The organism is Mycolicibacterium baixiangningiae (assembly GCF_016313185.1).
Classification (GTDB): domain Bacteria; phylum Actinomycetota; class Actinomycetes; order Mycobacteriales; family Mycobacteriaceae; genus Mycobacterium; species Mycobacterium baixiangningiae.
This window is the reverse complement of record NZ_CP066218.1, coordinates 3064846-3079446: the sequence shown is the minus strand read 5'-3', so window position 1 is coordinate 3079446 and position 14601 is coordinate 3064846. Positions and strand designations below refer to the sequence as shown.

The 14601-nt window shown below is 69.6% G+C and carries 14 protein-coding genes; 10 read left to right on the top strand and 4 right to left on the bottom strand.

The window, feature by feature from the left end; genetic code table 11:
- Positions 1–150: 150 nt before the first annotated feature.
- The gene (locus I7X18_RS14330; protein WP_193048032.1) at positions 151–1542 is read left to right on the top strand and encodes a pyridoxal phosphate-dependent decarboxylase family protein; all 1392 of its coding nucleotides are present in this window, start codon (positions 151–153) and stop codon (positions 1540–1542) included.
- Here I7X18_RS14330 and I7X18_RS14325 read toward each other — a convergent pair.
- Positions 1539–2012 (bottom strand): hypothetical protein, encoded by a 474-nt coding sequence (locus I7X18_RS14325; RefSeq protein WP_226864315.1) that lies wholly within the window; start codon positions 2010–2012, stop codon positions 1539–1541. The two genes, I7X18_RS14330 and I7X18_RS14325, sit on opposite strands and share 4 nt — an antisense overlap.
- Before the next feature lie 81 nt (positions 2013–2093).
- Between I7X18_RS14325 and I7X18_RS14320 the strand changes: the two genes are divergently transcribed.
- From I7X18_RS14320 to I7X18_RS14310, 3 genes are all read left to right on the top strand, one after another.
- Complete coding sequence (locus I7X18_RS14320; RefSeq protein ID WP_193048033.1) at positions 2094–2987, top strand: fructose bisphosphate aldolase; 894 nt, start codon at positions 2094–2096, stop codon at positions 2985–2987.
- 71 nt (positions 2988–3058) lie between these two features.
- A complete protein-coding gene (locus I7X18_RS14315; protein ID WP_193048034.1) occupies positions 3059–4528 on the top strand; it encodes an amidase in 1470 nt (489 codons plus the stop codon).
- Between the two features lie 47 nt (positions 4529–4575).
- Positions 4576–5490: an alpha/beta fold hydrolase gene (locus I7X18_RS14310; protein ID WP_193048035.1), complete on the top strand. Its 915-nt coding sequence runs from the start codon at positions 4576–4578 to the stop codon at positions 5488–5490.
- Here I7X18_RS14310 and I7X18_RS14305 read toward each other — a convergent pair whose 3' ends face one another.
- Positions 5491–6756: a competence/damage-inducible protein A gene (locus I7X18_RS14305; protein WP_193048036.1), complete on the bottom strand. Its 1266-nt coding sequence runs from the start codon at positions 6754–6756 to the stop codon at positions 5491–5493.
- A gap of 69 nt (positions 6757–6825) precedes the next feature.
- On the opposite strand from I7X18_RS14305, the gene I7X18_RS14300 reads away from it, so the two are divergent.
- Positions 6826–7497: an MBL fold metallo-hydrolase gene (locus I7X18_RS14300; RefSeq protein WP_193048037.1), complete on the top strand. Its 672-nt coding sequence runs from the start codon at positions 6826–6828 to the stop codon at positions 7495–7497.
- On the opposite strand, the gene I7X18_RS14295 is transcribed toward I7X18_RS14300, so the two are convergent.
- Positions 7483–8595 carry an ROK family transcriptional regulator gene (locus I7X18_RS14295; protein WP_193048038.1) on the bottom strand — a complete coding sequence of 371 codons (1113 nt, stop codon included), beginning with the start codon at positions 8593–8595 and terminating at the stop codon, positions 7483–7485. The genes I7X18_RS14300 and I7X18_RS14295 overlap by 15 nt on opposite strands.
- A 76-nt stretch (positions 8596–8671) precedes the next feature.
- Between I7X18_RS14295 and xylA the strand changes: the two genes are divergently transcribed.
- The 5 genes from xylA (at position 8672) to I7X18_RS14270 (ending at position 14349) form a co-directional block, all read left to right on the top strand.
- Complete coding sequence (gene xylA, locus I7X18_RS14290) at positions 8672–9889, top strand: xylose isomerase (RefSeq protein WP_198730550.1); 1218 nt, start codon at positions 8672–8674, stop codon at positions 9887–9889.
- Between the two features lie 100 nt (positions 9890–9989).
- On the top strand, positions 9990–11063 hold the full coding sequence (locus tag I7X18_RS14285) for a sugar ABC transporter substrate-binding protein (protein ID WP_193048159.1): 1074 nt from the start codon (positions 9990–9992) through the stop codon (positions 11061–11063).
- Positions 11064–11840, top strand: coding sequence for an ATP-binding cassette domain-containing protein (locus I7X18_RS14280; RefSeq protein ID WP_193048040.1), 777 nt, complete (start codon positions 11064–11066; stop codon positions 11838–11840).
- Positions 11841–11868: 28 nt separating this feature from the next.
- On the top strand, positions 11869–13134 hold the full coding sequence (locus I7X18_RS14275; RefSeq protein WP_193048041.1) for a sugar ABC transporter permease: 1266 nt from the start codon (positions 11869–11871) through the stop codon (positions 13132–13134).
- An 18-nt stretch (positions 13135–13152) separates the two neighbouring features.
- The gene (locus I7X18_RS14270) at positions 13153–14349 is read left to right on the top strand and encodes an ROK family protein (RefSeq protein ID WP_198730549.1); all 1197 of its coding nucleotides are present in this window, start codon (positions 13153–13155) and stop codon (positions 14347–14349) included.
- On the opposite strand, the gene I7X18_RS14265 is transcribed toward I7X18_RS14270, so the two are convergent.
- Positions 14339–14563, bottom strand: a complete 225-nt coding sequence (locus tag I7X18_RS14265) for a hypothetical protein (protein ID WP_193048043.1) — start codon at positions 14561–14563, stop codon at positions 14339–14341. The genes I7X18_RS14270 and I7X18_RS14265 overlap by 11 nt on opposite strands.
- Between the last annotated feature and the right edge of the window lie 38 nt (positions 14564–14601).

Below are 14601 nucleotides of genomic sequence, written 5' to 3'. Positions count from 1 at the left end.
AGTCGTCATCGGACACCGACCGCGGTGACAGCCCCGGAACACTCACACGGCGACGCTGCCACAGACTCGCCGCTCGCGCACCCGAATATCTCGCGGCGGCGGGCTCATATGCTGGCTGTGCCCAACGCCATCCGGAGCGGAGCACCAACCATGACCCAGCCCGACCGCGCCGCCGGTCTACCTGCCGCCGTCCGACACGCACACACCTTTCTCGACGGGCTCGACGAACGGCCGGTCGCGGCACGGGCCACCGCCGCGGAGGTCGTCGAGCGACTGGGCGGCCCGCTACCTGAACACGGCGCGGACCCGGAAGCGGTCATCGACGCCCTCGCGGCCGGTGCCGAACCCGGGCTGGTCGCCAGTGCCGGGCCCCGCCACTTCGGATTCGTCGTCGGCGGCGCCCTGCCCGCGGCACTCGCGGCTGACTGGCTGGTGTCGGCGTGGGATCAGTGCGCGGCCTTCCACGCCCTGTCGCCTGCCGGGTCCGCGATCGAGGACATCACCTCCCGGTGGGTGATCGATCTGCTCGGATTGCCCGCGACGGCCAGCGTCGGTTTCGTCACCGGCGGCCAGGGCGCCAACACCACATGTCTGGCTGCCGCACGTCACGCCGTATTCGCCGGCGCCGGATGGGATGTCGAGCGTGACGGGCTCATCGGCGCTCCCCCGCTGCGGGTGCTGTGCGGTGAACAGGCGCACGCCACCATCCACACCGCGCTGCGGTTGCTGGGCCTCGGATCCGACACCGCGGTCCGCATCCCGGTCGACGCGCAGGGCCGGATGGATCCCGACGCCCTGCGGGAGGCGCTGGGCGCAGGGGCCGGCCCCACGATCGTGTGCGCACAGGCCGGCAACGTGGCCACCGGAGCGTTCGACGCATTCGAACCGATCGCCGACGCCTGTGCGGCGCACGGTGCGTGGCTGCACGTCGACGGCGCCTTCGGCCTGTGGGCTGCCGCCGCACCCGGCACCCGGTACCTGACCCGCGGCGTCGAACGCGCCGACTCGTGGGCGGTCGACGCCCACAAGTGGCTCAACGTGCCCTACGACTGCGCGGCGGCGATCGTCGCGCACCCCGACGCCCACCGGGCCGCGATGAGCCTGGCGGGGCCCTACCTCGTCGCCGACCCCGGACAGCGCGACAACACCACCTACGTTCCCGAGAGTTCCCGGCGGGCACGGGCCGTTCCGGTGTATGCCGCGATCCGCTCGCTCGGCCGTACCGGAATCGCCGAGATGGTCGAACGCAACTGCGCGCAGGCACGCCGGATGGCCGACCGCCTCAGCGCGATCCCGGGTGCCACCGTCCTCAACGACGTGGTGCTCAACCAGGTGCTCATCGCGCTGGATGGCGGCGACGACGCCAACCGCGCCGCGGTCGCCGCCATCCAGCGCGACGGCACCTGCTGGCTCGGCGGCACGACATGGCAGGGCGCGCACGTTCTGCGGGTGAGCGTCTCGAACTGGGCGACCACCGACGAGGACATCGACCGCTCGGCAGCGGCGATCACCTCGGCGGTGGCCGCGGCGCGACGGTGCTAGACGCCGACGATGAGGTCGGTTGTGTAGAACTCCGCGGGCAATTGCGAATTCGGTTGCGGGCGTTCGATGGCGAGCCAGGAACCGGTGGCGACGGACATGAGCGGACTCGACAGGGTGATCGCGCCGGTGCCGACGCCGTCGGTGTGTACGGCGCCCACCGCGGTGCCGGGAGCGCCGGCGCGGTACCCCGCTGACGACTCCATCGGCATCTGGATCAAGCGCACCTCGTAGTACGAGTCGGGCTTCGCCAGTGCGAGTTGCAGGTCGGTGCTGACCTGGCCCGAACCGACGGTGCGCACGGTCGCGGTGGCCCGGGCGTTGCCCGCGGAGTCGTAGTACTGGCGGACGCTGTAGTCACATCGCCGCAGGGTGCTGCTGAACGGGAGGAACGTGCCCCCGGACTCTGCCGCGGCGACCGGCGCGGACGCGATGCCGCCAGGTGCTGACCGACGTGGCCCCCACCCAAGCACGGCACCTGCCGGAACGGACGCGTGAGCGCCGAATATCCTCACAGGGAGCGACACCGTCTTCACAAAGGAGTGGACAGCACGATGGCGAACCAACAGCAAACAGACAAGCTGGCGGCGGGCAAGGGCTTCATCGCCGCGCTCGACCAGAGCGGCGGCTCGACGCCGAAGGCATTGCGCCTCTACGGCATCGAGGAGAACGAATACTCGTCCGAGACGGAGATGTTCGATCTGATCCACCGGATGCGGTCGCGCATCATCACCTCGCCGGTGTTCACCGGCGACCGGGTGCTCGGCGCGATCCTGTTCGAGCAGACCATGGACCGCCAGATCGAGGGCAAACCGACGGCGGCGTACCTCTGGGAGGACAAGGGCATCGTGCCGTTCCTCAAGATCGACAAGGGGCTCGCCGACGTATCCGACGACGTCCAGCTGATGAAGCCGATGCCCCAACTCGACGAACTGCTCGAGCGCGCCGTCGCCAACGGCGTCTTCGGCACCAAGGAGCGTTCGGTGATCGGCGGCGACAACGCCACCGGCATCGCCGCGGTGGTGGCCCAGCAGTTCGAGGTGGCCCAGCAGGTGCTGTCCCACGGACTCGTGCCGATCATCGAGCCCGAAGTGACCATCTCGATCGACGACAAGGCGCAGGCCGAGGACATCCTGCGCGACGAGATCGCCAAGAACCTCGAGGCCATCCCGAGCGGCCAGCAGGTGATGCTCAAGCTCACGTTGCCCGAGACGGCCAACCACTACCGGTCGCTGGTCGACCACGACAAGGTGCTTCGGGTGGTGGCGCTGTCCGGTGGCTACTCCCGCGAAGAGGCCAACGAGAAGCTGGCGCAGAACACCGGCGTCATCGCCAGCTTCAGCCGGGCGCTCACCGAGGGGCTTTCGGCGCAGCAGTCCGACGAGGAGTTCAACGCCGCGCTCGACGCCGCGATTCAGGGCATCTACGACGCCTCCGTCAGCGGGTAGCCGGTCGGTGACGGCCGCCAGCGGTGCGTCGGGTTGCCAGTCGGCCCGGCGCACTGCAGGATCGCCGGGCTATGGACACCAACTCGGCTTTCGAACTGTCCGGCGTCGACGCGATCGGGCAGGCGCAGCTCGTCGCCTCGGGTGAACTGACCGCGACCGAACTGCTCGACGCCGCACTGACCCGGCTGGACGCGGCCCGCGGACTCAACGCGGTCATCCACGAACTGTTCGACCGGGGCCGGCAACAGGCCGCTGCCCTCGACGCCTCCGGACAGCCGCGTGGCGGCGGCGCCGGTCCGCTGGCAGGTGTGCCGTTCCTCCTCAAGGACCTCGGCGCATCGGTGGGCGGTGCTCCCGAGTCCATGGGGTCGTGCGCACTGCGTACCCGGATCGCCCCGCAGAACGCCTGGATCGTCGACCGGTACCTGTCGACGGGGCTGACGGTGTTCGGCAAGACCAACACCCCGGAGTGGGGTAACCACTGCACCACCGAACCGTCACTGTTCGGCCCGACGGTCAATCCGTGGTCACCCGATGTGACGCCGGGCGGGTCGAGCGGAGGGTCGGCCGCCGCCGTCGCCGCGGGTGTGGTCCCCGCCGCCTCCGGCGGTGACGGCACCGGATCCATCCGGGTGCCCGCCTCCTGCTGCGGTCTGGTCGGCCTCAAACCGCGGCGCGCCCGCACCTCGTTCGCTCCGGCCGGACACCTGCTCGAGGGGCTGGCCGTAGAGCACGCTCTGACCCGCACCGTCCGCGACAGCGCGGCACTTCTCGATGCGGTGACCGGCTCCGACCCCGGTGATCCGTACAACGCGGCGCCGCCGCCGATGCCCTTCCTGCAGGCGATCACCCGGCAACCGTCTGCGCAACGCATCGCGATCGCCACCGGTTCGCCGTTTCCAGGCCCCGCCACCGATCCCGAGATCGTCGCCGCCGTGGAGGCGACCGGACGCCTGCTCGCCGGTCTCGGCCACCGCGTCGAGCCCGGTGCCCCCCGGTTCGACCCCGATGCCGTCGCCGACGCGATCGTCGTCCTGCACAACGTCAGCAACGCCGGGCTGCACGCGCTGGCCGCCGCGCACCTCGGCCGACCGCCTGCCGAGGACGAGTTCGAGGCCAGCACCTGGGTGATGGTGCGCGAGGGGTTCACCACGACCGGCGTGCAATACGCCGCGGCGATCGAGGCGGTGCACGCCGAGACCCGATGGTTCGTCGCGGGGATGGCCGGCCACGACGTCCTGCTGGCGCCGACCCTGCTGACTCCCCCACCCCCGTACGGGGTGCTCGATCAGCCGCGCGGCACCACCCGCGCGTTCTTCGACGTCGAGTTCGCGACGACCGGGTGGACCGCACTGGCCAACGTCACCGGCTGGGCGGCGATCTCTCTTCCCCTCGGCACCACCTCGGCCGGCCTGCCGATCGGGGTCCAGCTGATGGCGCCGCAGGAGACGGTCTTGCTGCAACTGGCCGCGCAGCTGGAAGCGGCCGCACCCTGGGCGAGACGCCGTCCCGCAGGGTGGATGCACCCCGCCGGGGGGTGATCGAGACCCCGTCCAGCGCCTGTCGGTGACGTGCGACACTGCTGGGCATGACACCGTCGATCGCCCGCCCGAAACTGGAAGGCAAGATCGCCGTCACCGAGGACCGGCGGATCGGCTTCGCCGAATTCGGTGACCCGCAGGGGCGTGCGGTGTTCTGGCTGCACGGCACCCCCGGCGCGCGCCGGCAGATTCCGGCGGAGGCGCGGACGTTCGCCGAAGAGCAGCAGATCCGGCTCATCGGTATCGACCGGCCGGGTATCGGCTCCTCCACCCCGCACCAGTACGCCAACGTCCTGGCGTTCGCCGACGATCTGCGCGTCATCGCCGACACCCTGGGCATCGGCCGGATGGCGGTGGTCGGGCTGTCCGGTGGCGGGCCGTACGCCCTGGCCTGCGCGGCGGCCATGCCCGCGCGCGTAGTGGGCGCCGGTGTCCTCGGCGGCGTCGCACCCACCACCGGGCCGGACGCCATCGCGGGCGGGCTGATGAAGCTCGGCTCTCAGGTCGCCCCGTTCCTCGAGGTCGCCGGAGTCCCGATCCGGCTCGCCGCGGGCACCCTCATCCGGTTGGTGCGGCCGGTCGCCTCACCCGCGCTGGAGATCTACGCACAGCTGTCCCCCGAGGCCGACCGCCGGGTGCTGGCCCGCCCGGAGTTCAAGGCGATGTTCCTCGACGATCTGCTCAACGGCAGCCGCAGACAACTGGCCGCACCGTTCGCCGACGTCGTGGTCTTCGCGCGGGACTGGGGCTTCCGGCTCGAAGAGGTCAAGGTGACGGTGCGCTGGTGGCACGGCGACTGCGACCACATCATCCCGTTCGCCCACGGCCGGCACTGTGTGGCCCGGCTCCCCGATGCCCACCTCTACCACCTGCCGGGCGAGAGCCATCTCGGCGGACTCGGTCAGGCGCAGTCGATCCTGTCGTCGATGCTCGAACTGTGGGAGCGCGCCGACCGCACCTGATCAGCTGTCGAGCAGTGCGCCTCGCAGCAGATGCATGGCGATCGTGGTGGAGCGCTCACGCACGGCGGAGCGGTCACCGGGAAGCCGGTTGGTGCGGGTCAGCGTCGCACCGTCGGATCGGCGGACACAGAAGCACACCGTGCCAACGGGTTTGGTCTCCGTGCCGCCTCCGGGTCCGGCGATTCCGGTGATGGCGACGGCGACGTCGGCACCGAAGTTGCGCAGCGCGCCGTCGGCCATCGCCTCGGCGACCGGTTCGGATACCGCGCCGTGGGTGGCGATCAGGTCCGCGGGAACCCCGAGTAGCTCCACCTTGGCGGCGTCGGCGTAGCAGACCGCCCCGCCGGCCATGTACGCCGACGATCCGGCGAGATCGGTCAGCCGCGCGGAAAGCATTCCGCCGGTACATGATTCGGCGGTGGCGATGGTATGGCCGGCGAGCAGCGCCGCCACTTGATCGTCGACGAGTGAACCGTCTTCGGAGAAGATCGCCGAACCGTGCCGGTCGCGCAGCAGCGCGACGAGATCCTGGTACACCCCGGCGGCGTCGGGTTCATATCGCGTGACGATCTCGAGTTCACCGCGGCGCAGGCAGGTGGTGATCTCGAGGCGGTCGAACCCCGCGACGTCTCGTTCCGCGTCGCGCAGCGTCTCGGCCAGCCCCGACTCGGGCAGCCCGAACATCCGCACCATGCCCTGCCGGTACTCGGTGCGTCCTGCGATGGCCTGCCGGACGGCGTCGGTCTCCACGGCGGTCCACCACATCGGCTGCAGCTCGCGCGGCGGTCCCGGCAGGACGAGCACGGTGGGCGAGCCCGGCACGACCACCCCGGGTGCGGTGCCGACCGGTTCGAGCACCGTCGCCCCCTCGGGCACCATGGCCTGTTTCCGGTTGGCCGCTCGCAGCGACTCGAAGTCGATATCCGTGCGGCGTCCGGTCAGCCGGCGCAGGATCTCGGCGATCCGCTCCTCGAGACCGCTGTCGAGAACCAGGTCGCGTCCGCAGAATCGGGCGACGGTGGCGACGGTCAGATCGTCGGCGGTCGGTCCGAGCCCGCCGCTGGTCACGATGAGGTCGACGCCCTCGGCGGCGAGGAAGCGAAGTTGCGCCTCGATGTCGGCGGGGCGGTCACCGCAGATCGTGATGTGGGCCAGCTCGACTCCGAGTTCGAGGAGCCGGTCGGCGACCCAGGGGCCGTTGAGATCCTGGATCCGGCCGGTCAGCACCTCGGTGCCGGTGACGACGATTCCTGCGCGTGCACTCACGGCGTCCAACCTACGCGGTCCGTCCCGCGGCGTTGACCTCAAGTATGGTTGAGGTCGGACACTGGCGCCATGACCGACACACTCACCCGGCTGCGGCCGGATCTGTTCCAGACCCGTACTGACTCACCGTTTCCCGGCCTCACCACGCGCGCCTATCTGTGGACCGGCGGGCCGAACGGCAACGTGCTGTTCTACAGCACCGCGTCGGACGCCGAATTCGACGCGATCGCCGAACTCGGCGGCGTCGCCGACCAGTACCTGTCGCATCTCGACGAGGCGGGACCGATGCTGGGCCAGATCGCCCGTCGGTTCCGGTCCCGTCTCCATGCGCCGGCGGCCGAATCGGCTGAGATCGCGCGCCACGCCGCGATCGACGTCCCGCTGTCTGCGCGCGGCGTCGACGCCAACGGCGTCGACGTGATCCCCACCCCCGGTCACTCACCGGGGAGTTGCTGCTTTCTCGTGCATGGCGCCGGCGGCGTCACCTACCTGTTCACCGGTGACACGGTCTTCCCAACTGAACGGGGAACGTGGTCGACCTTCCTGCCGCCCGGCCGCGGCGACGCCGATGCGTTGCGGTCGAGCCTCGCGGTACTCACCACCCTCGAACCCGACGTGGTGATCGCCAGTGCGTTCGGCGGCCCGGCGGCCGTGCATGCCGTCGACGCCGAGTCGTGGTCGCGGATCCTCGCCGAAGCGATGGCGAGCGTGCCGTCCGTCGACGTGTCAGCCCGCGGCTGACGGTCGGCGATATCCGGCGGGGTCGGCGAGGAGCGGGCCGAAGGCCAGTTCGGCGGCGCCGATCATCAACGTCTCGGATCCGAGACTGGCTGCCACGATGCGCACCGCGGCCCGTGGTGCGGCCATGCTGTGGCGTGCGACTGCGGCGTGCAGTGCTTCGGCGGCCCGCTCGGGGAATGCCCGCAGGAAGCCACCGAGCACGATGAGCCGGGGATTCATCACGTTGATCGCGCCGCCGAGCGCGATACCGAGGTACCGAGCGTGGCGGTCCAGTGAATCGGGTGTGATCGATTGTGTCACTTCCGTTTCCAGGCAGCCGATCGCCCCGCAGTGGCATGGCTTGTCCCCGCCGACATACGTGTGGCCGAGTTCGCCGGCATATCCCTCGGCGCCTTCGAGAAGCTCACCGCCGACCACGAACCCGGCACCGATGCCACTGGCGCCACCATTGACGTAGACCATGTGGCCTGCTTGCGGGTGCCCGCCGAAGAGGTGTTCGGCGACCGCGCCGACGTTCGCGTCGTTCGCCGCGTACACCGGCATTCCTGTTGCCACGGAGAGCATCTCGCCGACCGGCTCGTCGTGCCATCCCAGGTGAGGCGCGAGCTGCACGGTCGAACCGGGCGCATGCACCAGCCCGGGAACCGCCAGGCCGATCGAGGTCAGCAGACACCCGGTGGGCACGGTGTCGCGCAGCTGCCCGATCGCGGCGGCCGCGATGCGCACCATGTCCGCCGCGCTCGGAATGGTCGTCGTCGGTATCCGGGCCACCTCCACCACGGCTCCGCCCAGCGCCACCAAAGCAACTGTGATCGCGTCGATTTCGGGATTCACCGCGACGGCGAGCACCCGCCGGCACGTGCGCACCACCGGGCTGGGGCGGCCCACGCCGACCGCGGGTCCGCTGCCGGTCGGCTGGTTCTCCTCGACGAGTCCCGCTTCGGCGAGTTCGGCGACCAGATCCTTCACGGTGGACCGCGACAGACCGGTGCGCCGGGTCAACTCTGCACGAGTGGCCGCGCGGTCGCGGTGGACGAGCGTCAGCACGGCGGACAGATTGCGCCGACGGATGTCATCGCTGCTGGTCCCGATCTTCATCAAAACTCCCCTCTTGACAGTGACTCGCGCCACATCTTATGTTCGGCGGCAGAACAAATCCAGCCTGGGAGGCCGCGTGTCCGTGCTCGAGTCCCTCACCCGTTCCGACCTCATCCCCGATCGGTCCGACAAGTTCTCCTTCGGGCTGTGGACGGTGGGCTGGACCGCCAGCGATCCGTTCGGCGTGGCCACCCGTCCCCGCCTCGACGTGGTCGAGGCGGTCGAGCGGTTGTCCGCCCTCGGCGCATACGGCCTGACTTTCCATGATGACGACCTGTTCGCGTTCGGCTCGCCGGACGATCAGCGGCGGCGTGAGATCGGCCGGCTGGCCGCGGCATTGGAGTCCACCGGCATGGTGGTGCCGATGGTGACCACGAACCTGTTCAGTCATCCGGTGTTCAAGGACGGGGCTTTCACCAGCAATGACCGTGGCGTACGCCGGTTCGCACTTCGCAAGGTGCTGCGCAACATCGATCTCGCCGCCGAACTGGGCGCGCAGACATTCGTGCTGTGGGGCGGGCGGGAAGGCAGTGAGTACGACAGCGCCAAGGACGTCCGCGCGGCGCTGGCACGCTACCGCGAGGCGCTGGACCTGCTGTGCGACTACGTGGGCGACCAGGGCCTTTCGCTGAGATTCGCGATCGAGCCGAAACCCAACGAACCCCGCGGTGACATCCTGCTGCCGACCGTCGGCCACGCACTGGCATTCATCGAGACCCTGGCGCGCCCGGAGCTGGTCGGCGTCAACCCCGAAACCGGACACGAGCAGATGGCCGGGCTCAACTTCCTGCACGGCATCAGCCAGGCGATGGACCGCGGCAAGCTGTTTCACATCGACCTCAACGGTCAGCGCGGCATCAAGTTCGACCAGGATCTGGTGTTCGGGCACGGCGACCTGATCAACGCCTTCTCATTGGTCGACCTGCTGGAGAACGGCGGCGACGACAACGGCCCCGGTTACACCGGCCCGCGGCATTTCGACTACAAGCCGAGCCGGACCGAGGACAGCGCCGGGGTGTGGGCGTCCGCGGCGGCGAACATGCGGATGTATCTGCTGCTCAAGCAGCGTGCCGCGGCGTTCCGGGCCGACCCGGAGGTTGCCCAGGCCCTCGAAGACGCCAGGGTCGACGAGTTGCGTCAGCCCACCCTCGACCGGGGTGAGGGTTACCGCGGCCTGCTCGCCGACCGGTCCTCCTTCGAAGGCTTCGACACCGAATCCTATTTCGATGGAAAGGGATTCGGCTTCGTCCAGCTAAACCAGCTTGCGGTTGAGCATCTGATGGGTGCCCGCTGATCATGGCTCTCGCAGACCCTGGACGTGACGCGCATCACGCTATATGTTGTGCGAAACAACAAACGCCGCCCCCGAATCCGAACACTGAGAGGCAATGTCCATGACCAAACTGAGCGCCCTGATGCTCGCCGTGATCGCCGGCGCGGGCCTGACCCTGAGCGCCTGCAGCAGTGGGGACGGTGGCGGCGGCGAGCAGAGCCAGGCCGGCAAGATCGGGGTGATCCTGCCCGACACCAAGTCCTCGGTCCGCTGGGAGACCAAGGACCGCCCCGCGCTGGAGAGCGCGTTCACGCAGGCCGGGGTGCCCTACACCATCCAGAACGCCGAGGGTTCCGCCGACACCATGGCCACCATCGCCGACAGCATGATCGCCGACGGAGTGGCGGTACTGGCGATCGTCAACCTCGACTCCGACAGCGGAGCCTCGATCCAGCAGAAGGCGGCCGCCCAGGGCGTCAAGACGATCGACTACGACCGGCTGACCCTCGGCGGTTCGGCCGACGCCTACATCTCGTTCGACAACACCAAGGTCGGCGAGCTGCAGGGCCAGGGGCTGGCCGACTGCCTCGGTGGTCGGCCGTCTAATGTGTTGTCTCTCAACGGTTCTCCTACTGATAACAACGCAACCCTGTTCTCCACCGGTGCACATTCGGTGATCGACCGGACGCCGAACATCCGGGTCGTCGGCGAGCAGGCGGTGCCGGACTGGGACACTGACAAGGCCGTCACCATCTTCGAGCAGATGTACACCGCGGCCGACGGCAGGGTCGACGGCGTCTACGCCGCCAACGACGGCCTGGCCGGTTCGGTGATCTCGATCCTCGAGAAGAATCAGCGCGCGGGTCAGGTTCCGGTCACCGGACAGGACGCCACAGTGGAAGGCCTGCAGAACATCCTGGCCGGAACGCAGTGCATGACGGTGTACAAATCCGCAGCCGAAGAGGCAGGCGCGCTCGCCGAGGCCGCCATAGCGCTGGCGACTGGCCAACCGGTGAACACCACCGCCACCTCACGTGACGACACCGGCAACCGAGACGTGCCGTCGGTGTTGCTGACCCCGAAGGCGATCACCAGGGACAACCTCAACGTGGTGTTCGACGACGACGGACAATCCCCCCAAGAGGTGTGCGCGGGGCAGTTCGCGGCCATGTGCACAGCCGCCGGGATCAGCTGAATGACGGGTCCGATCCTCGAACTGCGCGGGGTCAACAAGAGTTTCGGTGTGGTGCACGTGCTGCACGAGGTGCACTTCGCGGTGTATCCGGGTGAGGTGACGGCGCTGGTCGGTGACAACGGCGCCGGGAAGTCCACCCTGGTCAAGGCCGTGGCGGGAATCCATCCGATCGATTCCGGGACCTACCTTTTCGACGGTGAGACCGTCACCGTGCACGGCCCCAACGACGCCGCGGGCCTCGGCGTGGAGGTCGTGTACCAGGACCTGGCGCTGTGCGACAACCTCGACATCGTGTCGAACATGTTCCTCGGCCGGGAGGTCATCCGCCGCGGCGTGCTCGACGAAGCGGCGATGGAGACGATGGCCCGCGACGCCCTCGCCTCGCTGTCGGTGCGCACCGTGAAATCGGTGCGTCAGCCGGTGTCGAGTCTGTCTGGCGGACAACGGCAGACGGTCGCCATCGCGAAATCGGTGCTGTGGAAGTCGAAGGTGGTGCTCCTCGACGAACCGACCGCCGCACTCGGTGTGGCGCAGACCCGCCAGGTACTCGACCTGGTGCGCCGGTTGGCCGACCAGGGTGTTGGCGTCGTCCTGATCTCCCACAACCTGGCCGACGTGTTCGAGGTCGCCGACCGGATCTGCGCGCTCTACCTCGGCCGGGTCGCCGCTGAGGTGAAGACCTCCGAGGTGACGCGCAGCCAGGTCGTGGAGCTCATCACCGCGGGCCGGTCCGGCAGCCTGGGCCTGGCGCCGGCCGAGGCCGCCCAATCGATGTGAAGGGGCCACCGCTGTGAAAGGACGGGCTATGACCACGCTGAACCGGCAACTCGCCGACGCCGACTTCGCCGCGGACCTTCGCTCCGAGCAGACTTTCGGAGCCGCCGTACGCGGATACCTCCAGCGGGTTCGCGGCGGGGACATGGGCTCACTACCCGCCGTCCTGGGCCTGATCGTGCTGTTCGTGGTGTTCGCCGCGGCCAACGAGCGGTTCCTGTCCGCGCTCAACCTCGCCAACCTGGTCACCCAGGCCGGATCCATCTGCGTGCTCGCGATGGGTCTGGTGTTCGTGCTGCTTCTCGGGGACATCGACCTGTCCGCTGGTGTCGCGGGTGGTGTCTCGGCCTGCGCGATGGCGTTGACGATCGTGAACGCCGGCTGGCCATGGTGGGCCGCGATGCTCGCCGGTGTGCTGTGCGGCGCCCTCATCGGCCTGGCGATCGGGGCGCTGCGAGCCCGACTGGGGATACCGTCGTTCGTCGTCACGCTGGCGTTCTTCCTCGGTCTGCAGGGCGTCACGCTCAAGCTCATCGGCGAGGGCGGGTCGGTGCGGGTGGACGATCCGGTGATCCGTGGCCTGACCATCCAGAATCTGCCGGTGACCGCGGGGTGGATCTGCGCCCTGGCGGTGGTGGTGGGTTTCGCGGCGCTGGAGCTCTACCGGCACCGCGCCAAGGTGGCCGCCGGATTGCATCACGCCCCCTTCGGTGTGGTGGCGGCGCGCATCGCCGGAGTCGCCGTCGTGACGCTGGGCGTCACCTTCGTGCTCAGCCTCAACCGCAGCGTCAATCCGAACGTCGAAATCCACGGTGTCCCTTACGTTTTGCCGATCGTCGGTGTGCTGCTTGTCGCGCTCACGTTCGTCCTGGGCCGCACCTCCTACGGCCGGCACATCTACGCGGTCGGCGGCAATCCCGAGGCGGCCCGCCGCGCCGGCATCAACGTCGACCGCATCAGGATGTCGGTGTTCGTCGTCGGCTCCTCGCTGGCCGCGCTGAGCGGCATCCTCGCCGCCTCCTACGCCGGCAAGGTGTCGGCGTCCTCCGGCGCGGGCAACACACTGCTGTATGCCGTCGGCGCGGCCGTCATCGGCGGCACCAGCCTGTTCGGCGGCAAGGGCCGCGCCATCGACGCGGTTGTCGGCGGGGTGGTGATCGCCACGATCGCCAACGGGCTCGGCCTGCTCAATCAGTCGTCCTACATCAACTTCCTGGTGACCGGCGGCGTACTGCTGCTGGCGGCGAGCGTGGACGCGATCTCGCGGCGGCGCCGCTCGGCGACGGGGCTGAGCTGAGTGCGCAACCAGCAGAACATGCGACGGCACAACCTGTGCACGCTGGTGCGGCACCTGCATCTGGCGGGTGCGCTCTCGCGGTCGTCGCTGACCACGTCGATGGGGCTGAACCGCAGCACGATCGCGGACCTGGTGGGTGAGGTCGAACTGCTCGGGCTGGCCCGCCAACAACTTCCCGAACCGCGGGGACACAGCGCGGCCGGCCGCCCGTCGGTGGGCGTCACCACCACCGACCACGCCTACGTGCTGGCCGTCGACGTCCGGGTGTCGGGGCTGACGGTCGCGCGGGTCGGTCTGGGCGGGGTGGTGCTCTCGACTGCCGTCCGGCCCTCACCGTCCGGACATGACCCGCAGGACACCGTCGATGCCATCGCCGCGCTGGCCCGGGCCGTGGTGCGAGATGCGCCCGAGGACTCCGCGCTGGTGGGTGTCGGAGTGAGCGTTCCCGGCATCGTCGCGCGCGACGGCGGCATCATCCGGCTGGCGCCCAATCTCGAATGGCACGATCTGCCGTTGGCCCAGATGCTCGCCGACGCGCTCGGCATGGCGACGCCGCCGGTGCTGGGCAACGAAGCCGACCACGGTGCGCTCGCCGAACTGCTCCGCGGGGCGGGCCGCAGGGTCAGCGACCTGGTGTACCTGTCGGGCGAAGTCGGGGTCGGCGCCGGCCTCATCGCCGGCGGGCGGCCCATCACCGGGACGGCCGGATTCGCCGGCGAGATCGGCCATCTGCCGTTCGGCGACGGCGCCCGGCCGTGTCACTGCGGCGCGGCGGGCTGCTGGGAGACCGAGATCGGCGCGGCTGCCATCGCCGAGGCGGTCGGTTGCCCACCGGAACGACTCGGCGACCTGGGGAGCCATCTACAGCGACTCGATTCCGCACCGGCGGAGCTGGCGTCGGTCGGTCGTCAGCTGGGCCGCGGCCTGGCCGGCCTGGTGAACCTGCTCAATCCGCAGCTCATCGTGCTGGGCGGCTATCTGGGGCCGCTGTACCGATGGGTCGAGGCCGACGTGCGGGCCGAGATGGCGGCCCGGTCACTCCGGATCCCGGAGATGACGCCGCGCATCGCGATGCCCGGGCTGGCGGACCGGTCGGTGCTCATCGGTGCTTCTGAGATCGCCTTCCGGGCACTGCTCGACGATCCGGTCGGCTGCCTGTCGGCGGCGCCGCGCACCGCTGACCTGTTCGCCCCGCGGCCGTCGGTCAGCGCTTGAGCCAGTTGTTGACGGTCGGCAATTCGCGCGTGTAGGTCATCATCACGTCGTCCTGCATCAGGGTGGCGCCGCTGATCGCGTCGGTGCCCCGCCAGATCACCCGCACCCGCGTGTCGCCCCGCAGGTAGAGGTCTACACGGCCGAGGTCGTTACGCCGCCATCCGGCCTGCTCGGCGAGCTGCTGCAGCTCGCGGCGCTCATCGACTGAGGTCATGGCTCGCTCCCTATCTCGCTGGCTGACATGCCCGTGCG

Coding starts and splice junctions, on each gene's coding strand:
- I7X18_RS14320 (WP_193048033.1), top strand. CDS start 2,094: ATGGCGAACCAACAGCAAACAGACAAGCTGGCGGCGGGCAAGGGCTTC.
- I7X18_RS14310 (WP_193048035.1), top strand. CDS start 4,576: ATGACACCGTCGATCGCCCGCCCGAAACTGGAAGGCAAGATCGCCGTC.
- I7X18_RS14330 (WP_193048032.1), top strand. CDS start 151: ATGACCCAGCCCGACCGCGCCGCCGGTCTACCTGCCGCCGTCCGACAC.
- I7X18_RS14275 (WP_193048041.1), top strand. CDS start 11,869: ATGACCACGCTGAACCGGCAACTCGCCGACGCCGACTTCGCCGCGGAC.
- I7X18_RS14280 (WP_193048040.1), top strand. CDS start 11,064: ATGACGGGTCCGATCCTCGAACTGCGCGGGGTCAACAAGAGTTTCGGT.
- I7X18_RS14265 (WP_193048043.1), bottom strand. CDS start 14,563: ATGACCTCAGTCGATGAGCGCCGCGAGCTGCAGCAGCTCGCCGAGCAG.
- I7X18_RS14295 (WP_193048038.1), bottom strand. CDS start 8,595: ATGAAGATCGGGACCAGCAGCGATGACATCCGTCGGCGCAATCTGTCC.
- I7X18_RS14300 (WP_193048037.1), top strand. CDS start 6,826: ATGACCGACACACTCACCCGGCTGCGGCCGGATCTGTTCCAGACCCGT.
- I7X18_RS14270 (WP_198730549.1), top strand. CDS start 13,153: ATGCGACGGCACAACCTGTGCACGCTGGTGCGGCACCTGCATCTGGCG.
- I7X18_RS14285 (WP_193048159.1), top strand. CDS start 9,990: ATGACCAAACTGAGCGCCCTGATGCTCGCCGTGATCGCCGGCGCGGGC.
- I7X18_RS14315 (WP_193048034.1), top strand. CDS start 3,059: ATGGACACCAACTCGGCTTTCGAACTGTCCGGCGTCGACGCGATCGGG.